This is a genomic window from Paraburkholderia phymatum, from assembly GCF_040965635.1.
Lineage (GTDB): Bacteria > Pseudomonadota > Gammaproteobacteria > Burkholderiales > Burkholderiaceae > Paraburkholderia > Paraburkholderia phymatum_B.
Map to the genome: position 1 here is coordinate 50,723 of NZ_JBFRCH010000025.1, position 25,606 is coordinate 76,328.

At 60.2% G+C, this 25,606-nt stretch carries 24 protein-coding genes; all 24 read right to left on the reverse strand.

What is annotated here, in order from left to right:
- Positions 1-69: 69 nt before the first annotated feature.
- The 24 genes from AB4Y32_RS29855 to AB4Y32_RS29970 all read right to left on the reverse strand — a co-directional run bounded on the left by AB4Y32_RS29855 (position 70) and on the right by AB4Y32_RS29970 (position 25,493).
- On the reverse strand, positions 70-495 hold the full coding sequence (locus AB4Y32_RS29855) for a F0F1 ATP synthase subunit epsilon (RefSeq protein WP_368724773.1): 426 nt from the start codon (positions 493-495) through the stop codon (positions 70-72).
- Positions 496-652: 157 nt separating this feature from the next.
- On the reverse strand, positions 653-2,047 hold the full coding sequence (atpD, locus tag AB4Y32_RS29860; protein ID WP_368724774.1) for a F0F1 ATP synthase subunit beta: 1,395 nt from the start codon (positions 2,045-2,047) through the stop codon (positions 653-655).
- Positions 2,048-2,139: 92 nt separating this feature from the next.
- Positions 2,140-3,027 (reverse strand): F0F1 ATP synthase subunit gamma, encoded by an 888-nt coding sequence (atpG, locus tag AB4Y32_RS29865; RefSeq protein WP_368724775.1) that lies wholly within the window; start codon positions 3,025-3,027, stop codon positions 2,140-2,142.
- Between the two features lie 91 nt (positions 3,028-3,118).
- Positions 3,119-4,660, reverse strand: a complete 1,542-nt coding sequence (atpA, locus tag AB4Y32_RS29870; RefSeq protein ID WP_368724776.1) for a F0F1 ATP synthase subunit alpha — start codon at positions 4,658-4,660, stop codon at positions 3,119-3,121.
- A 58-nt stretch (positions 4,661-4,718) separates the two neighbouring features.
- Positions 4,719-5,258, reverse strand: coding sequence for a F0F1 ATP synthase subunit delta (locus AB4Y32_RS29875; RefSeq protein WP_368724777.1), 540 nt, complete (start codon positions 5,256-5,258; stop codon positions 4,719-4,721).
- A gap of 2 nt (positions 5,259-5,260) precedes the next feature.
- The gene (locus AB4Y32_RS29880) at positions 5,261-5,731 is read right to left on the reverse strand and encodes a F0F1 ATP synthase subunit B (RefSeq protein ID WP_087738543.1); all 471 of its coding nucleotides are present in this window, start codon (positions 5,729-5,731) and stop codon (positions 5,261-5,263) included.
- A gap of 137 nt (positions 5,732-5,868) precedes the next feature.
- A complete protein-coding gene (atpE, locus tag AB4Y32_RS29885) occupies positions 5,869-6,138 on the reverse strand; it encodes a F0F1 ATP synthase subunit C (protein WP_007180033.1) in 270 nt (89 codons plus the stop codon).
- A gap of 79 nt (positions 6,139-6,217) precedes the next feature.
- Complete coding sequence (atpB, locus tag AB4Y32_RS29890; protein ID WP_368724778.1) at positions 6,218-7,069, reverse strand: F0F1 ATP synthase subunit A; 852 nt, start codon at positions 7,067-7,069, stop codon at positions 6,218-6,220.
- 145 nt (positions 7,070-7,214) lie between these two features.
- Entirely contained in the window at positions 7,215-7,760 is a 546-nt protein-coding gene (locus AB4Y32_RS29895; RefSeq protein WP_368724779.1) for an ATP synthase subunit I, read from the reverse strand.
- 282 nt (positions 7,761-8,042) lie between these two features.
- A complete protein-coding gene (locus AB4Y32_RS29900; protein ID WP_368724780.1) occupies positions 8,043-9,191 on the reverse strand; it encodes an SLC13 family permease in 1,149 nt (382 codons plus the stop codon).
- An 11-nt stretch (positions 9,192-9,202) separates the two neighbouring features.
- The gene (locus tag AB4Y32_RS29905) at positions 9,203-10,093 is read right to left on the reverse strand and encodes a ParB/RepB/Spo0J family partition protein (protein WP_368724781.1); all 891 of its coding nucleotides are present in this window, start codon (positions 10,091-10,093) and stop codon (positions 9,203-9,205) included.
- Between the two features lie 38 nt (positions 10,094-10,131).
- On the reverse strand, positions 10,132-10,902 hold the full coding sequence (locus AB4Y32_RS29910; protein WP_368724782.1) for a ParA family protein: 771 nt from the start codon (positions 10,900-10,902) through the stop codon (positions 10,132-10,134).
- 49 nt (positions 10,903-10,951) lie between these two features.
- On the reverse strand, positions 10,952-11,629 hold the full coding sequence (gene rsmG / locus AB4Y32_RS29915; RefSeq protein WP_368724783.1) for a 16S rRNA (guanine(527)-N(7))-methyltransferase RsmG: 678 nt from the start codon (positions 11,627-11,629) through the stop codon (positions 10,952-10,954).
- Positions 11,626-13,584 (reverse strand): tRNA uridine-5-carboxymethylaminomethyl(34) synthesis enzyme MnmG, encoded by a 1,959-nt coding sequence (gene mnmG, locus AB4Y32_RS29920; RefSeq protein ID WP_368724784.1) that lies wholly within the window; start codon positions 13,582-13,584, stop codon positions 11,626-11,628. Before mnmG ends, rsmG begins: the two co-directional genes overlap by 4 nt.
- A 157-nt stretch (positions 13,585-13,741) precedes the next feature.
- Positions 13,742-14,533 carry an ABC transporter ATP-binding protein gene (locus AB4Y32_RS29925; RefSeq protein WP_368724785.1) on the reverse strand — a complete coding sequence of 264 codons (792 nt, stop codon included), beginning with the start codon at positions 14,531-14,533 and terminating at the stop codon, positions 13,742-13,744.
- Positions 14,533-16,317: a branched-chain amino acid ABC transporter ATP-binding protein/permease gene (locus AB4Y32_RS29930; protein WP_368724786.1), complete on the reverse strand. Its 1,785-nt coding sequence runs from the start codon at positions 16,315-16,317 to the stop codon at positions 14,533-14,535. Before AB4Y32_RS29930 ends, AB4Y32_RS29925 begins: the two co-directional genes overlap by 1 nt.
- Before the next feature lie 4 nt (positions 16,318-16,321).
- The gene (locus AB4Y32_RS29935; protein ID WP_368724787.1) at positions 16,322-17,377 is read right to left on the reverse strand and encodes a branched-chain amino acid ABC transporter permease; all 1,056 of its coding nucleotides are present in this window, start codon (positions 17,375-17,377) and stop codon (positions 16,322-16,324) included.
- Between the two features lie 231 nt (positions 17,378-17,608).
- Complete coding sequence (locus tag AB4Y32_RS29940; protein WP_368724788.1) at positions 17,609-18,769, reverse strand: ABC transporter substrate-binding protein; 1,161 nt, start codon at positions 18,767-18,769, stop codon at positions 17,609-17,611.
- A gap of 267 nt (positions 18,770-19,036) precedes the next feature.
- On the reverse strand, positions 19,037-20,203 hold the full coding sequence (locus tag AB4Y32_RS29945) for an ABC transporter substrate-binding protein (RefSeq protein WP_368724789.1): 1,167 nt from the start codon (positions 20,201-20,203) through the stop codon (positions 19,037-19,039).
- Between the two features lie 496 nt (positions 20,204-20,699).
- Positions 20,700-21,671, reverse strand: coding sequence for a branched-chain amino acid ABC transporter permease (locus AB4Y32_RS29950; RefSeq protein WP_368724813.1), 972 nt, complete (start codon positions 21,669-21,671; stop codon positions 20,700-20,702).
- Positions 21,671-22,555 carry a branched-chain amino acid ABC transporter permease gene (locus AB4Y32_RS29955; RefSeq protein WP_368724790.1) on the reverse strand — a complete coding sequence of 295 codons (885 nt, stop codon included), beginning with the start codon at positions 22,553-22,555 and terminating at the stop codon, positions 21,671-21,673. The genes AB4Y32_RS29950 and AB4Y32_RS29955 overlap by 1 nt, the downstream gene beginning before the upstream one ends.
- Before the next feature lie 130 nt (positions 22,556-22,685).
- Positions 22,686-23,909 carry an ABC transporter substrate-binding protein gene (locus AB4Y32_RS29960; protein ID WP_368724791.1) on the reverse strand — a complete coding sequence of 408 codons (1,224 nt, stop codon included), beginning with the start codon at positions 23,907-23,909 and terminating at the stop codon, positions 22,686-22,688.
- Between the two features lie 52 nt (positions 23,910-23,961).
- Positions 23,962-24,717, reverse strand: coding sequence for an ABC transporter ATP-binding protein (locus tag AB4Y32_RS29965; protein WP_368724792.1), 756 nt, complete (start codon positions 24,715-24,717; stop codon positions 23,962-23,964).
- Complete coding sequence (locus tag AB4Y32_RS29970) at positions 24,714-25,493, reverse strand: ABC transporter ATP-binding protein (protein WP_090870649.1); 780 nt, start codon at positions 25,491-25,493, stop codon at positions 24,714-24,716. Before AB4Y32_RS29970 ends, AB4Y32_RS29965 begins: the two co-directional genes overlap by 4 nt.
- Positions 25,494-25,606 lie beyond the last annotated feature (113 nt).

A 25,606-nucleotide genomic window follows, 5' to 3' on the forward strand; every position in this document is an offset into this window, starting at 1 on the left:
ACCTTTCCGTAAACGTCAAGTAGAAGACAAAAAAAGCAGCCACGAGGGCTGCTTTTCAAATGATGTTGCTTAGTGCTGTCCGCGCAGCTTGCGCAAACGCTGGATCGCGGCCAGCTGTGCCGTCGCATACGCGAGTTCTGCTTGCGCAGTCGCGTATTCGAGGTTCGAGCCGGTGTTCTGCAGCGCTTCTTCCGCGCGCTTGCGAGCCTGCTCGGCCTTCGCTTCGTCGAGATCCTTGCCGCGGATCGCCGTGTCGGCCAGAACCGTCACTGCGCCCGGTTGGACTTCGAGAATACCGCCAGCGACGAACACGAACTCTTCTTCGCCGTTTTCAGCTTCGATACGCACCGCGCCCGGACGAATCCGCGTGATGAGCGGGGTGTGGCCGGGCAGAATGCCGAGTTCACCCGCTTCGCCCGGGAGCGCAACGAACTTCGCCTCGCCCGAGAAGATCTGCTCTTCCGCGCTGACGACGTCTACCTTGATGGTTGCCATTTATGTCGACTCCTGTCGACGAGTGTTAGCGCTTTAGCGCTTACTCTCGTCCCATGCAACGCTGGTTGAGCGTAGGACGAGGCGCCAGGCTTGTGCGCCGGCAGTCTTGCGACAGCCACCGCGCGCGAGCCGGCGCCCGCTTCGATACACCCAGCCTTTACTGGATCTTCTTGGCCTTTTCGAAGGCTTCGTCGATCGTGCCGACCATGTAGAACGCCTGCTCCGGCAGGTGATCGCACTCACCGTCGACGATCATCTTGAAGCCACGGATCGTTTCCTTCAGCGGCACGTATTTGCCCGGCGAGCCCGTGAACACTTCAGCAACGTGGAACGGCTGCGACAGGAAACGCTGGATCTTACGAGCGCGCGCGACCGACAGCTTGTCTTCCGGCGACAGTTCGTCCATGCCCAGAATCGCGATAATGTCGCGCAGTTCCTTGTAGCGCTGCAGCGTCTGCTGAACGCTGCGCGTGATCGTGTAGTGCTCTTCGCCGATCACGTGCGGGTCGATCTGACGCGACGTCGAATCGAGCGGGTCCACTGCCGGGTAGATACCCAGCGAAGCGATGTCACGCGACAGAACGACGGTTGCGTCCAGGTGGCCGAAGGTCGTTGCCGGCGACGGGTCCGTCAAGTCGTCAGCAGGGACGTACACGGCCTGAACCGACGTGATCGAGCCCGTCTTGGTCGACGTAATACGCTCTTGCAGCTTGCCCATTTCTTCAGCCAGCGTCGGCTGATAGCCCACTGCCGACGGCATACGGCCCAGCAGTGCCGACACTTCCGTACCGGCCAGCGTGAAACGGTAGATGTTGTCGACGAAGAACAGCACGTCGAGACCTTCGTCACGGAAGTGCTCGGCCATCGTCAGGCCCGTCAGCGCGACACGCAGACGGTTGCCCGGCGGCTCGTTCATCTGGCCGTACACCAGCGCGACCTTGTCGAGAACGTTCGAGTCCTTCATTTCGTGGTAGAAGTCGTTCCCTTCACGGGTACGCTCGCCCACGCCCGCGAACACGGAGTAACCACCGTGCTCCTTCGCGATGTTGTTGATGAGCTCCATCATGTTGACGGTCTTGCCCACGCCAGCACCGCCGAACAGACCCACCTTACCGCCCTTCGCGAACGGGCAGATCAGGTCGATAACCTTGATGCCCGTTTCGAGCAGTTCCGTGGACGGCGACAGTTCGTCGAACGCCGGTGCCTTCTGGTGGATCGAGCGCGTGGTCTCGCTCGAGATCGGGCCCGCTTCGTCGATCGGACGACCCAGCACGTCCATGATGCGGCCCAGCGTCGGCTTGCCAACGGGGACGCTGATCGGCTTCGCGGTGTTCTTCACCATGACGCCGCGGCGCAGGCCGTCCGACGAACCCAGACAGATGGTACGGACAACGCCGTCGCCCAGCTGCTGCTGGACTTCGAGCGTCAGTTCCGAACCTTCGAGAATGAGCGCGTCGTAAACCTTCGGCATGTGCTCACGCGGGAATTCCACGTCGATCACCGCGCCGATGCACTGTACGATCTTGCCTTCTACCAAAGCAGTAGTACTCATCGCTTTTCCTTTAGATACTCAATTCTTCACTCGCGCAACGGCGCAGTTTCGGTGGACTCGCCAGACGGCGCTCCCGCGTGTCGACGTCAGCGTCAGACTGCCGCGGCGCCACCGACGATTTCCGACAGTTCCTTCGTGATCGCTGCCTGACGGCTCTTGTTGTACGAGAGCTGCAGTTCGTTGATGACCGTCTTCGCATTGTCCGACGCGGCCTTCATTGCGACCATCCGTGCCGACTGTTCCGACGCCATGTTTTCCGCGACGGCCTGATAGACCAGCGCTTCGACATAACGCACCAGCAGTTCGTCGACGACGGTTTGCGCGTCCGGCTCGTAGATGTAGTCCCACGACGTATTCGGCGTCGGGCTACCCTTCTCGTCCTTGAGCTCGAACTGTTCCGCCGACAGCGGCAGCAGTTGCTCGATCACCGGCTCCTGCTTCATCGTGTTGACGAAGCGCGTGTACGCGAGATACACGGCCGAGAGCTTGCCTTCCGAGTACATGTCGAGCTGAACCTTCACAGCGCCGATCAGCTTTTCGAGGTGCGGCGTATCGCCCAGTTGCACGACGTTCGACACGACCTTTGCGCGCAGGCGGTTCAGAAAACCCAGACCCTTGCCGCCGATTGCCGTCGCTTCGAGCATCTTGCCCTGACCTTCCAGCTCCTTGAACTTCTGGAGCGAAGCGCGCAGCACGTTCGTGTTCATACCGCCGCACAGACCCTTGTCAGTCGTGACAAGGATGAAGCCTGCCGATTTCGCGCCATCGTTCGTCACCATGAACGGATGACGATACTCCGGGCTCGCACTGCTCATGTGCGCAGCGATATCGCGGACCTTGTCGGCGTACGGGCGAGCAGAGCGCATGCGCTCCTGAGCGCGGCGCATCTTGGATGCGGCCACCATCTCCATCGCTTTCGTGATCTTGCGCGTGTTTTGCACGCTCTTGATCTTGCCGCGAATTTCCTTCATTCCAGCCATTGCTTGCTCCTTGATCGAAGCAGCGCGGACGCATTTGCATGCACCGCGCGCTGCTTCAAGGTCCGTTTATGCTTTGCGGATCACTCGCGGATCAATAAGCGCCCGACTTCTTGAAGTCCTTGAGTGCGGCGTGCAGCGCGCCCTCGTCGTCCTTCGACAAGTCCTTGTTGTCTTCGATGCGCTTGACCAGGTCAGCATGCTTCGACTTCAGGAATTCGCGCATGCCCTTTTCGAAAGACAGGACTTGCGAAACTTCCAGATCGTCGAGGTAGCCGTTGTTCGCTGCGAACAGCGACACCGACAGTTCCCACACTTGCAGCGGCTGGTATTGCGGCTGCTTGAGCAGTTCCGTCACGCGGCGGCCGCGCTCCAACTGCTTGCGGGTTGCTTCGTCGAGGTCCGACGCGAACTGCGCGAACGCTGCCAGTTCACGGTACTGTGCGAGGTCGGTACGGATACCACCCGACAGCTTCTTCACGACCTTCGTCTGAGCCGCACCACCGACGCGCGACACCGACACGCCAGCGTTAATAGCCGGACGGATACCTGCGTTGAAGAGGTCGGTTTCCAGGAAGATCTGGCCGTCCGTAATCGAGATCACGTTCGTCGGAACGAATGCCGTCACGTCGCCTGCTTGCGTTTCGATGACAGGCAGTGCCGTCAGCGAGCCGCTCTTGCCCTTCACTTCGCCGTTCGTGAACTTCTCGACATACTCTTCCGAGACGCGAGCAGCACGCTCCAGCAGACGCGAGTGCAGATAGAACACGTCGCCCGGGTATGCTTCACGGCCCGGCGGACGGCGCAGCAGCAGCGAGATCTGACGGTATGCCCAAGCCTGCTTGGTCAAGTCGTCGTAGACGATCAGCGCGTCCTGGCCGCGGTCGCGGAAGTATTCGCCCATCGTGCAGCCGGCATACGGCGCCAGGTACTGCATCGCGGCCGATTCCGAAGCCGAAGCGGCGACGACGATCGTGTATTCCATCGCGCCCGTTTCTTCGAGCTTGCGAACCACGTTCATGATCGACGAAGCCTTCTGGCCGATCGCGACGTAGATACAGATCAGGTCCTTGCCCTTCTGGTTGATGATCGCGTCGACAGCGACAGCCGTCTTGCCGCACTGGCGGTCGCCAATGATCAGCTCGCGCTGGCCGCGGCCGATCGGCACCATCGAGTCGATCGACTTCAGACCGGTTTGAACCGGCTGCGACACCGACTTACGCCAGATCACGCCCGGAGCAATCTTTTCGATTGCATCGGTCATCTTCGCGTTGATCGGGCCCTTGCCGTCGATCGGGTTGCCCAGTGCGTCGACCACGCGGCCGGTCAGCTCCGGGCCCACCGGCACTTCGAGAATGCGGCCCGTCGTCTTGACGATGTCGCCTTCCGAGATGTGTTCGTATTCACCCAGAATCACCGCGCCGACCGAGTCGCGCTCGAGGTTCAGCGCGAGACCGAACGTGTTGCCCGGGAATTCGAGCATTTCGCCCTGCATCACTTCCGACAGGCCGTGGATACGCACGATACCGTCGGTCACGGAGATCACGGTGCCCTGGTTGCGAACGTCTGCGCTCGCTTCAAGGCCCTGGATCCGGCTCTTGATCAGCTCGCTGATCTCAGAGGGATTGAGTTGCATTATTCGCTCCTGATAGTCAATTCTGTTGCGTGCCAGCCGCCACAACCACGTGAGGGCTTCAGGCGGTCAGAGCCGTCTGCATGCTGGCGAGCCGCGCGCGGACCGAGGTATCGAGCACTTCGTCGCCGACCGTCACGCGAACGCCGCCGATCAGCGACGGGTCCACTTGAACCGTCGGCTTCAGCTTGCGTTTGAATTTGCGTTCGAGGCTCGCGACGACGTCGTCCAGCTGCGCACCTTCGAGGGGGAATGCGCTGACGATCAGCACATCGGCCGCACCTTCACGGGCGTTCTTCAACTCTTCGAACTGCGTGGCGATTTCCGGCAAGAGCGGCAGACGATTGTTGTCGACCAGCATCCGGACCAGATTCTTCGCCTGCGCATTGTCCTTGAGCGGCGATTTCAGCGCGGCGAGCAGCAGGTCGCTGATCTGCGCACGGCTGACTTTCGGGCTCGAGGCAATCGACAGCACTTCGGGCAGACGCGCAACCTGTGCCAGCTCCTGCACGAGCGTGGACCAGGCGGCGATGTCACCAGCTTCGGCCACGCCAAACAGCGCTTCTGCGTACGGACGGGCGATGGTTGCAAGTTCGGCCATGATCAGAGCTCGGCTTTGAGTTGATTCAGCAGGTCGGCGTGGGCCGCCTGGTTGACTTCGCGCTTCAGGATCTGTTCGGCACCCTTCACGGCGAGCGCGGCGACTTCACCACGCAGCGCTTCACGCGCCTTCACGACCTGCTGTTCCGCGTCGGCTTTCGCCTGAGCGATGATGCGCGCCGCTTCAGCTTGCGCCTGTGCCTTGATTTCGTCGGCGACCGCGACTGCACGCTTTTCGGCGTCAGCGATACGTTGCTGGCCGTCATTGCGTGCCTGAGCGAGTTCCTGGTCGACGCGCTTGTGCGCGGCTTCGAGTTCCAACTTGCCCTTTTCAGCGGCCGACAGGCCATCGGCGATCTTCTTCGAGCGCTCGTCGAGGGCGTTGATCAGCGGCGGCCACACGAACTTCATCGTGAACCACGCGAGGATCAGGAACACGACCATTTGCGCAAACAGGGTTGCGTTGAGATTCACGGTGTTTCCTTAAACGTTGCTTGATCGGAGGGGGAAACGGCAAGGCGCTCATCGATTCAGTGCTCGATCAGCGCCTTAGTGCCCGTTCCGCTTTGCGCCTTATTAGTTATAGATCAGGCGCACACTTCCGAGGAACCTCAGCCTGCCAGCTTCGACAGCAGCGGGTTCGCGAACGCAAACAGCATTGCCACACCAACGCCAATCAGGAACGCCGCATCGATCAGACCAGCAAGCAGGAACATCTTGGTTTGCAGCGGGTTCATCAGTTCCGGCTGGCGAGCGCATGCCTCGATGTACTTGCCACCCATCAGGCCGATACCGATACAGGCGCCGATAGCACCCAGGCCGATGATGATGCCGATACCGATGGCGGTCAGACCCTGGATGTTGGCGATGAAAGCTTGCATGATCACTCCTTTGTGAAAAGTCTTTTTGGAACTGGGATTTAAGAAAAAACTAAAGCGGATAGAGGTTCGACTTGCCGTGTTAGTGCTTGTCGTGTGCCTGGCCGATGTACACCAGCGTCAGCATCATAAAAATGAACGCCTGCAGAAGCACGATCAGGATGTGGAAGACCGCCCACACGCTGCCTGCGATCACATGACCAATGAAGCCAAGCAACGTCGTGTCCGCGCCGAAGGTCCAGAGGCTGCCGAGCAGGGCAATCAGCAGGAACAGCAGTTCGCCCGCATACATGTTTCCGAACAGCCGCAGTGCGAGCGAAACCGTCTTCGCGACGAACTCGATGATGTTCAGTGCAAGGTTCGGGATCCACAGCAGCGGATGCGCGCCGAACGGAGCGGACAGCAATTCGTGCACGAAACCACCCGCGCCCTTGATCTTGAAGTTGTAATAGATCATCAGCACGAATACGCCGAGCGCGATGCCGAACGTGCCATTCAGGTCGGCGGTCGGCACGATCCGGTGGTGCGAGATGATATCGGACAGGCCGAGCCAGCCGATCACACGACCAGGCAAGTCAACGGGAAGGAAGTCGAGCGAATTCATCAGCGCGACCCAGACGAACACGGTCAGAGCGAGCGGTGCAATGAAGGTACGGTTGCCGTGGATAATCGATTTCGATTGATCCTCGACCATCTCGACGAGCATTTCGACAGCGCACTGGAAACGGCCCGGAACGCCGGACGTTGCCTTGCGCGCAGCGAGACGCAGCACGAGGATGGTGACGACACCGCACACGATCGACCAGAAAAGCGTATCGATATTCCAGACGTGAAGATCGAAGACCGACGTCTGATGAGCGGTGGAAAAATTCTGCAAGTGGTGCGCAATGTACTCGGACGGATCCAGAGTGCGCGTTCCTTCGCTAGCTGCCATATCGTTAATGCCACCCAATTTGTCGAAAATCGTTCCGGACCGTTCCCGCCGCAATTCTGTCTTGCGGGAACACGCCAGCGCGGGCCTTTGTCGAACCCGCGCGCCTCGTTGCCGACGCCGTGCGTCAGCCAGTATCTCGCTTGCTTCAGCGCCAGGCGAGCGCGATCCAGTACGTCTTGAGAGCGATGAGGTAAGTCACGAGAAGCGGAATCCACCGTACATCGTGATACCAGAATGCGATGGCAATAAACATCGCAATCGTTGTCCCCATCTTGAGTGCTTCACCGATCATCCAGCTCATCACCGTTTCGGCGCCACTCAACTTCTTAAGACGTGCCGCGAACAATGCGCTCGGCACCCAGCAAATCGCTCCTCCCAGGAAGGCTGACAGCGCAGCATCGCCCGGCGGCTTGTAGAACAGCCACCACAACAGCGTCGCACCCAGGGACAAAACCATTTGCGCAATCACGACCTTGAACGGTGTGACGCGCGATGGACGACTCACATTCGGACCGAACAGTTTTTCGGCCTCGGCCCGTGTGAGCGGAACGATATTGTTATCTTGCTGCTCGGCATCCCACGCGTCGTCATGCGCTGCGCCCTGACCGCCGGACGTTTGCGAACCGGTGCGAGCTTCACGGTTTTCGTCGTGCCGTTGTTGCGGCGTTTGGTTCGACGCTTTGACCGCCATCGCAGTGTTCCCGCAAAGTCCTGTTCAGCCCGCGAGCTTTCGCACCGCTTACGGGGTTACCTAGCAAATAAATCCGGGCGATTGTAAGCGATAGTTGCAGGCAATTCAAGACTTTAGCCCGGCCAATCACTACCATGAAATGGCGCTTCATGATGCGGGAAAATGCCCATTTTCATGCGGTCGGACTGCAAATGTAAGGCGGTCGCGACAGACGGGGAAATGCCGCAGAAATTGTGTTACGAGCACAACGTCGCGAGCGCATTTTCGTCGCTCGCACAAGTGTCAAAAATGCAACAAGAGCCACCCGCCGACCACCCCGCTCACGACCCAGAACGGAACCGAAAACAGGTGGAATTGCAGCCACATTCCGCGCTGTCCTGAAAGCCTCATTGCAATCAGATTCGCCAGCGAACCGATCGCAAATCCGAATCCACCGACACTGACTCCGAACGCCAATGCTCGCCAATCCTTTGAAAACTCGGCCAACATGATCGCTGCCGGAACATTGCTGATGAACTGCGACAGCACCGCACTTGCGGCATAGGCTCGCGACGGCGTCGTCAGATGCATTTGTCCGACGGCTGCGTGTACCCAAGGCAATGCTGCGACGCTTCTCAAGACAATGAACATGAACACAAAGATCAGCAGCAGAAGCCAGTCGATCTTCATGACGATACGAGGCCGCCAGAAGAGAAATCCGACACCGACGCCGATCAGTCCGATGCCTGGGTGATGCGCATCAGCGAGGAGTACAAACGCGGCGAACAGAAGCACGGCGACGCCAAGCAGCGAACGATCGACGGGATGAGGTTCCGTGTCTTTCGACAGATCCAGTTCGACGCGCTTGAACGCCACTGCCGTCAGCGCAAACAGCATCGCCATCAGCGCGACACACAACGGCGCCAATGCCAGCACGAATCCCGCGAACGAAACGCCGCTCGTCTGCCAAAGGAACAGATTCTGCGGATTCCCCAGCGGCGTAAGAACGGAGCCGGCGTTGACGGCAATCGCAATGAAGATCACGAGCCGCTTCAACGGCAACGGCGTCAACTCGTTCAGCGACAACGCGAGCGGCACGACGACGAACAATGCGACATCGTTCGTGAGCAACGTCGACAGCGCAGCGGCGAGCGCGATCAGCAGATACGCCAGCCCTCGCTGCGATCGGATCCGATGAACGACGCGATGCGCGAGCCATATCAGGAATCCTGAATATTCGACGGCCTTCGTCAAAACCAGAAGCCCGGCGAGCGTCATCACCGTTTGCCAGTCGACGAGCGCAGGGAGCGACGCCAATGGACGCGGATGGAGTATCTGCAGCGCGATCAATGCCGCGACGAGCACGGTTAGCACCGGCTCTTTCGCCACATAGCGAATGACCGCGTGCAACAAATTTTGATGAGGCGTCAGCGCTCGGTCGGCAGCAGGCATCGCGTGAACCGTTATGCAGCAGCTGCGCTGCCCCTCAAGCGGGCAAGAATGCCTTCGAGTGCGTCGAGGTCGCCAAAGTCGACGAGCACCTGCCCTCGTCCGCGTCGGCCAAGCTTGATCTTCACCGTCGCGGCGAGCAGATCCGACAACTCCTCTTCGAGCCGGCGCGTATCGCGGCCACCGTCGCTATTCACCTTGGCCTTGACGGCGGGTGCAGCCTTCGTCGTCGTCGTGACCAGTTTTTCGGTTTCGCGCACCGACATCCGCTTGTTGATTACCTGATTCGCGAGCGTGATCTGCGTCGCGGCGTCGACGGCAAGCAATGCGCGCGCGTGACCCATGTCGAGGTCGCCGGCGAGCAGCATCGTCTGAACGGGCGACGCGAGATTCAGCAGGCGCAACAGGTTCGACACTGCGCTACGCGAACGCCCCACCGATTCGGCCGCTTGTTCATGCGTGAAGTTGAATTCATCGAGCAGACGCTGGATGCCTTGCGCCTCTTCCAGCGGATTCAGGTCTTCGCGCTGGATGTTCTCGATGAGCGCCATCGCTGCCGCAGCCTGATCCGGCACATCGCGGACCAGCACCGGCACCTCGTCCAGCCCAGCCAAACGAGCCGCGCGAAAACGTCGCTCACCTGCGATGATCTCGAACTTTTCCGGCGAGATCGGACGTACCAGAATCGGCTGCATCAAACCCTGCGCGCGAATGCTGGCTGCCAGTTCCTGCAACGCGCCCTCGTCCATTCGTGTGCGAGGCTGATACTTGCCGGCCTGCATCTTGTCGAGTGGCAGTGTGTGCGGCGCGCCGTTGATCTTGACGGCCTCCGTGAACTCCGCGCTGCCGCCGAGCAACGCTTCCAGTCCTCTGCCCAAACCTTTCTTCCGTGCTACTGCGTTCATCGTGGTTCCTCGATCCGCTTTGGATGGATGGCGCAGCGTCATAGCGCACGCACCCGTTCGATCATTTCCGCGCCAAACTGCACATAAGCCTGCGCGCCGCGCGACGCACGGTCGAACACGACGCCCGGCAAGCCGTAACTCGGCGCCTCGGCAAGTCGTACGTTCCGCGGAATGACGGCGTCGAATACCTTGTCGCCAAAGTGCTCTTTCAATTGTTCCGATACCTGTTGCTGCAGCGTGATGCGCGGATCGAACATCACACGCAACAAGCCGATCACCTTCAGGTCACGGTTCAGATTCGCGTGAACCTGCTTGATGGTATTGACGAGATCCGACAGGCCTTCCAGCGCGAAGTATTCGCATTGCATTGGGATCACGACGCCGTGCGCGGCGCACAGGCCATTCAGCGTCAACAGCGACAGCGCGGGAGGGCAATCGATCAGGACGAAGTCGTACTCGGCCACCACATGCGCCAGCGCCTCTCTGAGTTGGTGCTCGCGATTTTCCATGCCGACGAGCTCGACTTCGGCGCCCGCCAGTTCGCGATTGGCAGGCAGTACGTCGTACGAAACGGCTTCCGATTTGACGCGCGCATCGGCGATCGATACGCCGTCGACCAGCACTTCGTAAACCGTGTTCTCGCAAGCGGCCTTATCGACGCCGCTACCCATGGTGGCGTTGCCTTGCGGATCGAGATCGATGAGCAGGATCCGCTGTCCCTGCGATGCGAGGCTCGCGGCGAGATTGACCGCGGTCGTCGTTTTGCCGACTCCACCCTTCTGGTTCGCAACGCAGAAGATTTTTGCCATCTTTTTAGTGTCCCTTTGCAGCCTGTTTAATGAGATTTCGATTTGTTCATCAGCCTACGGCAACTTCGACGAGATGCCGTTCGGCATCCAGCGATGGCACTTTGAGACGAATCACCTGCTTGACATGCGTGCCCTCTGGCAAGCGCTCGATTTCTCCGTCGGGTCGCACGCCCTTCATCGCCCAGATGGCTCCGTTGTCCGCGACGAGGTGACGGGCCAGTGTAACGAAATCCGTGAGTTCTGCGAATGCGCGCGAGACGATCACATTAAATTTTCCCGGGACTTCGACGCCGGGTCTAAGGCTTTCGACCCGCCCAGTCACGACCGACAGGTTCGCGAGACCCAATTCGGCCTTCGCCTGCGACTGGAAGGCTGACTTCTTGTGGATGATATCGTTGACGGTGACAGACCAACCGGGAAACACGATGGCCAGCACGATACCGGGCAAACCGCCACCCGAGCCGACATCCAGTACCGACGACGGCCCAAGATTGGCGAGATGCGGCACGATCGAGAGCGAATCCAGAATGTGCTGAACCAGCATCTGCCGCGGATCGCGGATTGCCGTCAGGTTGTAGACGGCGTTCCACTTTGCCAGGAGTGCGACGTAATCGAGAAGTTTGCTCTGCTGCTCCGAACTAAGGTCGATGCCCAATTCACGCGTACCTTCTTCCAGGAGGCCAGCGAGCGCTTCGCGGTCGGCCACTGTGTTGGAGCGCGCCGTCATTGAGCCACCGGCGTGCTGTCGTTGCCAGCGTCGGCGGGCTTTTGCGAACGGCGGCCAAGGCCGCGCTTAAGATGAACCATCAGTAACGAAATGGCGGCCGGCGTAACTCCCGAAATACGCGAAGCCTGACCGATGGTTTCAGGGCGGAACTGCATCAGCTTCTGACGCACTTCGAACGACAGCCCCCGAACTTCGGCGTAATCGAGGTTCTCCGGCAATCGCGTATTCTCCTGCGCTCCGTTTCGCTCGATCTCACCTGCTTGCCGTTCGATATAGCCTTGATATTTGACGCCGATCTCGATCTGTTCCTTGATCTGCGCGAGCAGCACTTCGTCGCCGACGAGCGGCTCGACTGGGCCGCAGGTTCCTTCACGCAGACCGCAAACGCCCTCGTACGAGACGCCTGGACGACGCAAAAGGTCGGCGAGACTGTATTCGTGGTCAATCGGCTTGCCGAGGAGCGCAGTCGCTTCCTCAGACGAAAGCGTCTTCGGGTTGACCCACGTCGTCCGCAGACGCTCTGTTTCACGTGAAACAGCGTCGCGCTTGCGGCTGAAAGCGTCCCAGCGGACATCGTCCACGACGCCGAGCTCGCGCCCAATCTCCGTCAAACGCATATCCGCGTTGTCTTCACGCAGGCTCAAGCGGTACTCGGCACGGCTCGTGAACATCCGATACGGCTCGGAAACACCGCGCGTCACCAGATCATCGACCAGCACACCCAGATACGCCTCGTCACGGCGCGGCGTCCACGCTTCTCTACCTTGGACGTACAAGCCGGCGTTAATGCCCGCCAGCAGCCCTTGTGCAGCCGCTTCTTCGTAGCCGGTCGTTCCGTTGATCTGACCGGCAAAGAACAGGCCGTTGATCACCTTCGTTTCCAGCGACGCCTTCAGCCCGCGCGGATCAAAGTAGTCATATTCGATCGCATAGCCGGGACGAAGGATGTGCGCGTGCTCGAGGCCGACCATCGAGCGAACCAGCTCGAGCTGGACGTCGAACGGGAGACTCGTCGAGATGCCATTCGGATAGAACTCGTTGGTAGTCAACCCTTCCGGTTCAAGGAAGATCTGATGCGATTCCTTCGATGCAAACCGATGAATCTTGTCTTCAATCGACGGACAGTAGCGCGGTCCAACTCCTTCGATCACGCCGGTGTACATCGGAGAGCGGTCCAAGCCACCGCGAATGATGTCGTGGGTTTGTGCGTTCGTATGCGTGACCCAGCACGGCACTTGGCGCGGGTGCTGCTCAACGCGTCCGAGAAAAGAGAAAACCGGAATCGGATCGAGGTCGCCCGGCTGTTCTTCCAGCTTCGAAAAATCGATGGTGCGACCGTCGATGCGCGGCGGCGTGCCCGTCTTGAGACGGCCTTGCGGCAGTTTCAGCTCTTTCAGACGCGCCGACAACGATACCGCGGCAGGATCTCCTGCCCGTCCACCCGTATAGTTGTTGAGCCCGACATGGATCTTCCCGTCCAGGAAGGTGCCGGCCGTCAAAACCACTGCGCGCGAGCGGAAGCGGACACCAACCTGCGTCACTGCGCCAACAACGCGATCACCTTCGACCATCAGATCGTCGACGGATTGCTGGAAAAGCCAAAGATTTGGCTGGTTTTCGAGCCGCCGACGGATAGCCGCCTTGTACAACACGCGGTCAGCCTGTGCACGGGTCGCTCGGACTGCCGGGCCCTTCGACGAGTTGAGGACGCGGAACTGAATGCCGCCTTCGTCGGTTGCCGCCGCCATTGCGCCGCCGAGTGCGTCAACCTCTTTCACCAAATGGCCCTTTCCAATGCCGCCGATCGATGGATTGCAGCTCATTTGGCCGAGGGTTTCGATGTTGTGCGTCAGCAGGAGCGTCTTGTTGCCCATGCGCGCGGACGCCAAAGCGGCTTCCGTGCCGGCATGGCCACCGCCAACGACGATTACGTCAAACTCTTTGGGATAAAGCATCGCAGATCTCACGCCGGACCCGCCGTGAGCCTTCAAGGAAAATATATGGCCGAAATTATAGCGGGTTCGCTTTTGACACCAATTTCGTCCAATGGGCATAGGAATAAAAAACGGCGTGTTTCACGTGAAACACGCCGCTCATTTGACAGCCAACCTGTCACAAATTCCTTCCGCTACGCGCTATCTTTTTCGTAAGACCGAGATACGTTTCGATCACGCGGGGATTTTGTGCCAACGCGTCGGCGGCGCCTTCCAGAGCCAGTTCGCCCGTTTCCAGCACGTAGCCATAGTCCGAAATTTGCAGCGCCGCGCGTGCATTCTGCTCGATCAAAAGCGTCGCGACGCCCGTTTGCCGCAACGCGCTAATGATATGAAAAATCTCCTTCACAATCAGCGGCGCCAAGCCGAGACTCGGCTCGTCGAGCATCAACAGATCCGGCTTACCCATTAGCGCGCGGCCGACCGCCAGCATCTGGCGCTCGCCTCCCGACAGCGTTCCCGCCGCCTGCTTGCGACGTTCCTTCAAACGCGGGAAGATTTCGAACACCGGTTCGAGCTGATCCAGATAGTTTCGATCGCCGGCACGCTTGCGACGATAAGCGCCAAGCAACAGATTGTCCTCGACCGTCATCGTCGCGAATAACTCGCGCTTCTCCGGCACGAGACACATGCCGCGCGCTACCCGCTTCTCGACGGGTACGGCACTCACGTCTTCGCCGAGATACGTGATTGCGCCCTTCGCATGCCCCGTCAGCGGCAACGCGCCCATGATCGCGTTGAGCAGCGTCGACTTTCCCGCGCCGTTCGGACCGATCACCGTAACAATCTGACCGGGACGCACGGCAATCCTTGCGTCGTGCAGCGCTTCGACCTTTCCATAGCGGACCGCCAGGCTGTTCACTTCGAGAATCGGCTGCGCCGCGGCTTGATTCGTCGTTTGATTCTCCATCACTCCACCCCGCCCAGATAGGCTTCCAGCACAGCCGGATCGTTCTGCACATCCTGCGGAAGCCCTTCCGCGATTCGCGTCCCAAACTCCATCACGACTAACCGGTCAGTGAGATTCATCACGAAGTCCATATCGTGCTCGACAAGCAGCACGCTCATACCCTCCTCGCGCAGCTTGCGCAGCAACGTCGCCAGCTGCAGCTTTTCCTGGTAACGCAGGCCTGCCGCAGGTTCATCGAGCAACAGAAGCGTTGGGTCGCAGCAAAGCGCACGCGCAATCTCCAGAATCCGCTGTTTGCCGAGGGCGAGACTGCCCGCTTCGTCGTACAGATGCTCGTCCAGACCGACGCGTCGGATCTGTCGGGCGGCCTCCGCCATCAGACGCGCCTCCTCCGCGGCGTTCAGGCGCGCCACGCTGCGCCACACGCCGGCATGTCCACGCAGATGCGCGCCGATCGCGACGTTCTCCAGCACGGTCATGCCCGGCAGCAGCTTCACGTGCTGAAACGTCCGTCCGATGCCGCGTTTGACGATTTCACGCGAATTCAGCTTGTCGATACGCTCGCCGCGGAACGTAATCGCACCGCTTGTCGCTTGCAGCACGCCCGTGACCAGATTGAACGTCGTCGACTTGCCCGCGCCATTCGGGCCGATCAGACCGACGATCTGCCCCGCCTTCACATCGAAGCTGACATCGTTCACCGCCACCAGACCGCCGAACTGCTTGCGCGCCTTGTCGACGACAAGCAGCGCTTCGCCCGCGGCCGGCTTGCTGCGCTGCGGCAGCCCTTCCGCGTGATCGGGCACGTGCGCATGCGGGCCGTGAGGGAAGATTCGCGCGACGAACGGCCACACGCCCCGGCGAGCATACTGAAGCAGCAGCACCATCAGAATGCCGAACACGATGATTTCGAAGTTGCCGTTCTCGCCGAGCAGTTTGGGCAGCAGCGTCTGAAGGTAGTCCTGAAGCACGGTGAGAATTGCCGCACCCAGTACCGCGCCCCAGACGTGCGCGACGCCGCCCACCACGGCCATGAACAGAAACTCGATGCCGTGGTTGAGACCAAAAGGCGTCGGGTTTACCGCGCGCTGCAAGTGCGCGTACAGAAAGCCCGAGATCGCCGCCAGCACCGCCGCATAGACGAAGATCACGACGCGCATCCAAGCGGTATTGACGCCCATCGCCTCCGCCATCAGGCCGCCGCCACGCAGCGCGCGGATCGCCCGACCCGGACGACTATTAAGCAGATTCTGAACAGACACGACCGCGCCGAGTACGACGATCCAGATCAGGTAATAGATATGCCGGCCGGATTCGAGGTTGATGCCAAGCACGTTCAGCACCGGAATCCCGTTGATCCCGTCGTATTTGCCGAGCATCTCCATGTTGCCGAACAGAAAGAACAGCGCGAGGCCCCACGCGATCGTCCCGAGCGGCAGAAAATGCCCCGACAGCCGCATCGTCACGGCCCCCAGCAGCAACGCGATCAAAGCTGTCAGGACGACGCCGGCGATCAGCGCGAGCCACGGCGACACGCCGAACTGCGTCGTCAGATACGCGGTCGTGTAGGCGCCGACGCCGACGAACGCCGCCTGTCCAAAGCTCGTCATTCCGCCGATTCCCGTCAGCAACACAAGACCGATTGCAACGATCGAGTAAAGGCCGATGTAGTTGAGCAGCGTCACCCAGTACTCGGGTACGCGAATCGGCTGCGGCAGCACGGGCAACGCGAACATCACCACGAGAAACAGCCAGAAGAACTTGTTTTGCATGATGCGTTTCATCGCGTCACTCCTCCTCTTCTTCCGCATGCGGGCTGGCGAGACTCCGCCAGAGCAGCACCGGAATGATCAGCGTGAACACGATCACTTCCTTATACGAGCTGGCCCAGAACGACGAATACGACTCCAGCAATCCGACGAGTATCGAACCCGCCGCAGCGAGCGGATAACTGACCAGCCCGCCGATGATCGCCCCGACGAAGCCCTTCAGGCCGATCAGGAAGCCCGAGTCGTAGTAGATCGTGGTCAGCGGCGCGACGAGAATCCCGCACAGCACGCCGAGGCCTGCCGCAAGCGTGAACGCGAGTCGCCCTGCCTGCGTCGTGCCGATACCAACTAGCCGCGCGCCGAGCCGGTTCACCGACGTCGCGCGCAACGCCTTGCCCGAGATCGAGCGGTCGAAATACACGTACAGCACGCCGATCAGCACGACGGCCACGCCGACGACCCACACGCTCTGTCCTGAGATCGACATGCTGCCGACGTTGAACGTCGCATCCGTGAACGCATTGGTGCGCGAGCCTTCCGCGCCGAACATCACGAGCCCGAGGCCGACCATCGCGAAGTGCACGGCCACCGACACGATCAGCAGCAGGAGCGTCGTCGCTTCGGCGACAGGCTCGTATGCGAGGCGATAGACGAACGGCCCCATCGGCACGACGATCAGCAGCGTCAATGCGATCTGCGCGACCATCGGCAGCGGCTGCATGAATACGCCGCGCGTAATCGCGTAGACAGCGACGGGGAACAGCAGATACTTGCCCGCCAGCGTCACCAGCGTACGTGCAGCATGACGCCGCCGCTCCGCATGCCGCGCCATGCCGGTCACTTCGATGACGAAGCATGCAAGCCCCATCGCCATCAGCAGCCAGCATGTCGCCGGAAACTTCTGCGTCTGCAACGCGGCGAGCGTCAGCGCACCGTACGAAACGAACTCCCCTTGCGGGATGAAAATGGCGCGCGTCACGGAGAACACCAGCACCAACGCGAGCGCGAGCAATGCGTAGATCGCGCCCGTCGTGATGCCGTCCTGCGCGAGGATCGCCGCAATTGATAGATCCATACTTCCTCGTCCTGGAACGTCGAAATCGAAACTGAGAAACGGAGAGAACCGCAGTGAGAACCGGCTGATCGACCACCAGCCGCGAAGCGAAGCCGCACTTCATAAAACAACTGCCGCGCCTGAGAAAACGACGCGGCAGAGCTTGCCATCGTTATCGACCAGAAATGGCCGCGCGACTTAAGAGATGCCCTACCGACTCATGGTCACGCGTTGCGAGCGTTGCGCACCTTCTTAGTCGTTCTGAAGTTTCCACTTGCCATCGGAGATTTCGACGATCACGCGTGCGCGCTTGTCGAGACCGTTGTGGTCGGTGGCCGTCGTGTTCATGATGCCGTGCGCGAGTGGCAGATCCTTGACGTTCTCGAGCGCGTCACGCAGCGCGACGCGGAATGCTTCCGTGCCCGGCTGGCCCTTCTTCAGCGCTTCGGGAATCGCGCGCTGGAGCATCTGGCCCGCATCCCACGCATGACCGCCGAACGTCGCAACGGAGCCCACGCCATACGCCTTCTCATAAGCGTTCTTGTACGCTTCCGACGACTTCTTCACCGGATTTGAATCGGGCAGCTGATCCGCGACGAGAATCGGGCCCGCGGGCAGCAATTCGCCTTCGCAGTCCTTGCCGCACACGCGCAGGAAGTCGTTGTTCGCGACGCCGTGCGTCTGATAGATCTTGCCCTTGTAGCCGCGCTCTTTCAGCGCCTTCGCCGGCAGTGCCGAAGGCGTGCCCGAGCCTGCGATCAGCACGGCATCCGCATTCGATGCAACGATCTTCAGAACCTGCCCCGTCACCGATGCATCGGTGCGGTTATAGCGCTCGTTGGCCACGAGCTTCAGATGGTGTGCATTCGCTGCCTGGCTGAAGACCGTGTACCAGTTCTCGCCATACGCATCCGCAAAGCCGATGAACGCCACCGTCTTCACGCCGCGCTTCTCCATGTACTCGGCGATCGCGTCGGCCATCAAGCCATCGTTTTGCGGCGTCTTGAATGCCCATGTCCGCTTCCCGTCCATCGGCGAAATGATGGCAGCCGATGCCGCCAGCGAAATCATCGGTGTCTTGCCTTCGGCGATCGGGTCGAGCATTGCGAGCGAATTCGGCGTCACCGTCGAGCCGATGATTGCATCGGCGTGATCTTCGTCGATCAGCTTGCGCGTGTTCTGCACTGCGCGGCTCGTATCCGATGCGTCGTCGAGCACGATGTATTGCACGCTCTTGCCTGCGATCTCCTTCGGCAGCAGCGCAATCGTGTTCTTCTCCGGGATACCGAGCGATGCGGCGGGTCCCGTGGTGGACAGCGTGACACCGATCTTCACTTGCGCCATTGCCCCACTCGCGCCGCAAACGAGCGCCATTGCAATCGCGGAACGGACCCACTTCTTTGTCGTTTTCATTGCATGTCTCCAAACGCTTTAAATGCGTGTCGTAATCCAGTTCGAGAACCGGGTAACTGAATCTAGTTATCGGGTATAAGCCTGCCAAGCATGGTTTTCCCTGCTCGTTGCAATTGCGTCAAACCAGGCTTTACCGCTTTAGTTGTCTCCCCTGCGGATCAGAGTGAAGCCGCACTGCCTTATTCGATTCATCTCGCGTGCAATAAAAAAGACGCGTCAACTGCCCGCGTCTTTATGAATGAATTCGAATTCGTTAATTCTTCTCGCTCAATCGGAAGCAAGCTTCCATTTGCTGTCGACGATTTGCACCATCACGCGCGCCCGCTGATCGAGACCCGCGTGATCGTTCGCGCTCATGTTGAAGATGCCGTGCGAGCCCGGCATGTCCTTCGTGCTTTCGAGCGCGGCGCGCAGCGCTTCACGGAATTGCGGCGTGCCCGGCTGGCCCTTTTTCAACGCGACGGGAATCGCGCGCTGCAGCAGCAGGCCTGCGTCCCAAGCGTGGCCACCGAAAGTCGAAATCGAACCAGTGCCATTCGCGCTTTCATAAGCGTGCTTGTACGCGAGCGATGCCTTCTTCACAGGATTCGAATCGGGCAATTGATCGGCAACGAGTAGCGGACCCGCAGGCAGATACGTGCCTTCACAGTCCTTGCCGCACACGCGCAGGAAGTCGTTGTTCGCGACGCCATGCGTCTGATAGTACTTGCCCTTGTAGCCGCGCTCGCGCAGCGTCTTTTCCGGCAGCGCGGCCGGCGTGCCCGCGCCGGCGATCAACACGGCATCCGGGTTCTGCGACATCATCTTGAGCACCTGGCCCGTCACCGACGCGTCGTTGCGCGCGAAACGTTCATTCGCGACGACCTTGATCTTCGCGAGATCGGCGGCCTTGCCGAATTCCTTGAACCAGCTCTCGCCGTACGCGTCCGAGAAGCCGATGAAGGCCACCGTCTTCACGCCGTGATTCGCAATATGCTGCGCGATGGCCGTCGCCATCAGGATGTCGTTCTGCGGCGTCTTGAAGATCCAGGAACGCTTCGCATCCATCGGCTCGACGATCGACGCCGCCGCTGCCATCGAGATCATTGGCGTTTGCGTTTCGTTCGCGATGTCGATCATCGCCAGCGAGTTCGGCACGACAGTCGAGCCGATCAGCGCGTCGACGTGATCTTCACTGGTGAGCTTGCGCGCGTTCTTGACGGCTTGCGTCGAATCGGTTGCATCGTCGAGCACGATGTAGTCGATTTTCTGGCCCGCGATCTCCTTCGGCAGCAGCGCGCTGGTGTTCTTCTCCGGAATGCCGAGCGAGGCCGCCGGCCCCGTTGCCGACACTGTCACGCCGATTTTCACGTCCGCCCATGTCGCGCCGCTGTACGTTGCGCACACGCCCGCCGCGACCAATGCCGCGCTGATCCAACGCAATGCCGACTTCATTCCGCTCCTCTATGCCCCGATGTTTGAGTTAATTCGAATACGTTGAAATGCCGACCGAATGGTCAGCGAATGGCGAGTGTAGCGGACGCATACTACGCGCGGCAAGCAGTTTGAAGGCTTTGAATCTTTGGGAAAAATGCCGCGGAGAAATGCGTGCGGAAAGCGCCAGAATTTACAGCGCTGCACGAGGGCGGAGCGTGCGCTACTAAAGAGATTTTGGAAAGGGAAAGTAAAAAGCGCTGTTGGATTAGATCCAACAGCGCTTTTGTATGGGCACTGAGTGCCTCATTGTCTCCTCGTTCTCCACCTGCTAAATTCGGTGCATCAGAACTGTGTGAAGATTAAACGGGGGCCGTTTAACGGGCAACTAGCATTTACCCTAGTGGTGCAGTGCCGCACAAAAATGGGGCGGGTTCTTGTATTTTCACTTCGTTTTCGGCGCAGATCAGCCGCATTGCGCGATTGATTTGGATAACGAAACAATTTCGCAATCCACTCACGCCCGCAGCGGTTTGAAGCGCTGAACGATCTCGCCGACGATGCCGCGCCTGAACGCCAGCACGCAAAGAATGAAGATGATCCCCATCACGATCGTCGCGGACTCGCCGAGCGAATGAAACCAGTCGACGCCCGTCACTGACGCAATTGCACCGCCAATATCGCCGAGCCGGTCCTCTAGCGCGACAATCAGCGCGGCGCCGAGCAGCGGCCCGAACAGCGTGCCCATGCCCCCCACCAGCGTCATCAGCACGACGAGGCCCGACATCGTCCAGTATGCGTCGCCGAGCGTTTCGAAGCCCAGCACGAGCACCTTCAGCGCCCCAGCAAGACCCGCGAGACCCGCCGACAGAACGAACGCCAGCAGCTTGAAGCGGTTGGTGTCGTAGCCTAGCGAGATCGCACGCGGCTCGTTTTCCTTGATCGCTATCAGCACCTGCCCGAACGGCGAATGCACGACGCGCACGATCAACAGAAACGCCAGCACCATCACGACGAGCACGATGAAGTACAGCGTCAGATCCGATGAAAGGCTCAGCACGCCGAACAGCTTGCCACGCGGCACGCCTTGCAGCCCGTCTTCGCCGTGCGTGAACGGCGCTTGCAGGAACACGAAGTAGACCATCTGCGCAAGCGCGAGCGTCACCATCGCGAAGTAAATGCCCTGGCGGCGAATCGCGAACAGGCCGACGACCAGACCCAGCAACGTCGCCGCCGCGGTGCCCGCGATCACACCGAGCTCGGGCGACAGGCCCACCGTCTGGATCGCGTAGCCGGTGATATAGCCGGCCGTCGCCAGGAACATTGCGTGGCCGAACGACAGCAGGCCCGTATAGCCGATAAGAAGATTGAATGCGGCCGCGAACAGCGCAAAGCACAGCACTTTCATCACGAATACAGGGTATGCGCCGACGAACGGCGCAGCGATGAGCGCGATCAGCAGCAAACTGTAGAGCGCTTTTCTCTGCATCATTTTTCCTTGCCGAAGAGACCTGCCGGACGCACGAGCAACACGAGCGCCATGATCACGAAGACCACGGTCGCCGACGCTTCCGGATAGAACACGCGCGTGAACCCTTCGATCACACCGAGCAGCAGGCCCGTGAGGATCGAGCCCATGATCGACCCCATCCCGCCGATCACGACGACGGCGAACACGGTGATGATCATCGGCTGGCCCATCAGCGGCGAAACCTGGATCACGGGCGCGGCGAGCACGCCCGCAAATGCGGCCAGCGCGACGCCGAAGCCGTACGTCAGCGTGATCATCACCGGCACGTTCACACCGAATGCTTCGACGAGCTTCGGGTTCTCCGTACCCGCGCGCAGATATGCGCCGAGGCTCGTCTTCTCGATCACGAACCACGTCGCGAAACATACGATCAAGGACGCGACGACCACCCAGGCCCGATAGTTCGGCAGGAACATGAAGCCCAGATTGGTTGCTCCCGCAAGCAGCGACGGCACGTCGTACGGCTGCCCCGACGAGCCGTAGATCGAACGGAACATGCCTTCGACGACCAGCGTGAGACCAAACGTGAGCAGAAGGCCATAGAGGTGATCGAGCTTGTACAGCCAGCGCAGCATCGAGCGTTCGATCAACACGCCGAAAAGCCCGACGATCAGCGGCGCAAGGACGAGCATCACCCAGTACGGCAGACTGAAATACGACAGGCCCATCCACGTGAGCATCGCACCCAGCATGAACAACGCGCCGTGCGCGAAGTTGATCACGTTGAGAAGACCAAAGATCACGGCCAGTCCAAGACTCAGGATCGCGTAGAAGGAACCGTTCACGAGTCCGAGCAGGAGCTGGCTGAGCATCGCCGGTAGCGGAATGCCAAAGATATCCATTGAAGCCGTCGTCAAAGTGAAAGCGGCATGCACGCATCAGGCCTGTGAAGGCCCGACGCGTCCAGCACGCAGAACATCGACGCCCGCTTTGTCTCGATGAATCAGACCAGCAGGCGCTCCTCGGCGCCGCTTATTTCCACAGCGCGCAGCGCGTTTCCTGCTTCGTCGTAAAGGCCTGTTCCCCCGGAATCGTGGCAGTGATCTTGTAGTAATCCCACGGCTCCTTCGACTCGGCCGGCGTCTTCACCTGCATCAGGTACATGTCGTGGATCATGCTGCCGTCCTGACGGATGTAGCCCTTTGCATAGAAGTCATCGATCTTCTGCTTCTTCAGTTGCGCCATCACCTTGTCGGCGTCTGTCGAGCCGACCGTCTGCACTGCCTTCAGGTAGGTCATCGTCGCCGAATAGTCGGCCGCCTGCAGGCTCGACGGCATCTTCTTCATCTTGTCGAAGTAGCGCTGCGCCCACTTGCGCGTGTTGGCATCCTTGTTCCAGTACCAGCTGTCCGTCAGCACGAGGCCTTGCGTCGTTTCGAGGCCGAGGCTGTGGATATCGTTGATGAAGATCAGCAGCGCGGCGAGCTTCATCGACTTCGTGATGCCGAATTCCTTCGCGGCCTTGATCGCGTTGATCGTGTCGCCACCCGCGTTCGCGAGGCCGAGAATCTGAGCCTTCGATGCTTGCGCCTGCAACAGGAACGAAGAGAAGTCCGATGCCGACAATGGGTGACGCACCGCGCCGACCACCTGGCCGCCATTGGCCTTCACGACGTCGCTGGTCGCCTTTTCGAGCGCCTTGCCGAACGCGTAGTCCGCCGTCAGGAAGTACCACGTCTTGCCGCCCTGCTTCGTCACGGCCGAGCCGGTGCCCTTCGCGAGCGCCGTCGTGTCGTACGCATAGTGAATCGTGTACGGCGTGCATTGCTCGTTCGTGAGCGTATCGGCGCCCGCGCCGATGCTGATGTAGGCCTTGTGCTTCTCGGCCGCGACCTGGTTCATCGACAGACCCGTCGCCGAGTTCGTCCCGCCGATCAGCAAGTCGACGCCATCGCGGTCGAACCATTCACGCGCGCGCGAAGCGGCGATGTCGGCCTTGTTCTGGTGGTCCGCATACACGACCTGGATCGGCTTGCCGTTCACCTTGCCGCCGAAATCCGCCACTGCCATGCGAATCGCTTCGAGACCACCCTGCCCGTCGATGTCGGCATAAAGACCCGACATGTCGGTGATGAAACCGATCTTCACTGCATCGTCGGCAGCCCGCGCGCTGCCCGTCGTCAATGCGACGCTTGCGGCCGCCGCAAAACAGATTGACGCGATCCGGGCCAGCGGCGCGAGTGTCTTCCTTTTCATTACTGTCTCCTTCGTTCTGCGTTGTGGTTGTCAGAGGCAATCAGGTTGGTGCTTACACCCCGAGCAGATCGTGCAGCACCGGCATTTTGCTTTCGAGGTCCTTGGCGCCGAAGTGCTCGACGATGCGCCCATGCTCCATCACATAGAAACGATCGGCGAGCGGCGCGGCAAAGCGGAAGTTCTGTTCGACCATGACGATCGTGTAGCCGCGCGCCTTCAACGTCACGATCATGCGGGCGAGGGCTTGCACGATCACAGGCGCAAGTCCCTCGGAGATTTCATCGAGCAACAGCAGGTTCGCGCCCGTACGCAGAATGCGCGCGACAGCGAGCATCTGTTGCTCGCCGCCCGACAGACGCGTGCCCTGGCTCATCCGCCGTTCCTGGAGATTGGGAAACATCTGGTAGATCTCGTCGACCGACATCATCAACGACTTGTCGCCGACGGGCGGCGGCAGCAGCAGATTTTCTTCGCACGACAGGCTCGAAAAAATGCCGCGCTCTTCCGGACAGTAACCGACGCCGCAGTGAGCGATTCGATGCGTCGGCATCGAAATCGTTTCGCGCCCACCGACGCGGATCGAGCCCGTGCGACGCCCCGTCAGTCCCATGATTGCGCGCAGCGTCGTGGTGCGGCCCGCACCATTGCGGCCGAGCAGCGTGACGACTTCGCCTCGACTCACGGTCAAATCGACGCCGTGCAGAATGTGCGATTCGCCATACCACGCCTGCAAGCCGGCGATTTCCAGCGCCGGTTCGCCGCTCACCACACTGACTGCCGGGTTTTCCTGTTCGCTCACTGTGCTCATGCATGCGCTCCGGCAAGCGCCGCGTCCGCACTGCCCATATAGGCTTGCATGACGAGCGGATTCTTCGAGACTTCCGCGTACGTGCCTTCGGCGAGCACCTCGCCGCGTTGCAGGACGGTAATCGTGTCGGAGATGCCGGCAATCACATTCATGTTGTGTTCGACCATCAGGATCGTGCGGCCGCTCGATACTTTTTTGATCAGCGCAGTCACGCGGTCCACGTCTTCGTGACCCATGCCTTGCGTCGGTTCATCGAGCAGCATCAGTTCAGGTTCCATCGCGAGCGTCGTCGCGATTTCGAGCGCGCGCTTGCGGCCATACGACAGTTCGACGGTGCGCACGTCGGCGAAATCGGTCAGACCGACCTGCGTCAGCAAATCGATTGCGCGGTCATCGAGTTGACTCAACGTGCGCTCGCTCTTCCAGAAGTGAAATGCTGTGCCCAGCTGACGCTGCAAGCCGATGCGCACATTCTGCAATGCCGTCAGATGTGGAAATACAGCGGAAATCTGGAATGAACGGATGATGCCGCGACGTGCGATCTGCGCCGGACGCTCGCCCGTGATGTCGACGCCGTTAAAGACGATCTGACCCGCAGTGGGCACGAGAAATTTGGTGAGCAGATTGAAGCAGGTGGTCTTGCCCGCACCGTTCGGCCCGATGAGCGCATGGATAGAACCGCGCTTCACGCGAAGGTTCACACTGTTGACTGCGGTGAAACCTTTGAACTCACGTGTGAGCCCGCGCGTTTCGAGTATCGTATCGCCGAGAATCATGTTCCCTTCCATGCGAAGTAAGGCGAAGCACTACCGCGTTTTATTTCGCGCGAGGATCCGGCGCGACTGTTCATTGGCGAAGACGTCCCCGAGCCAATCGTGGCGTGGTGCAC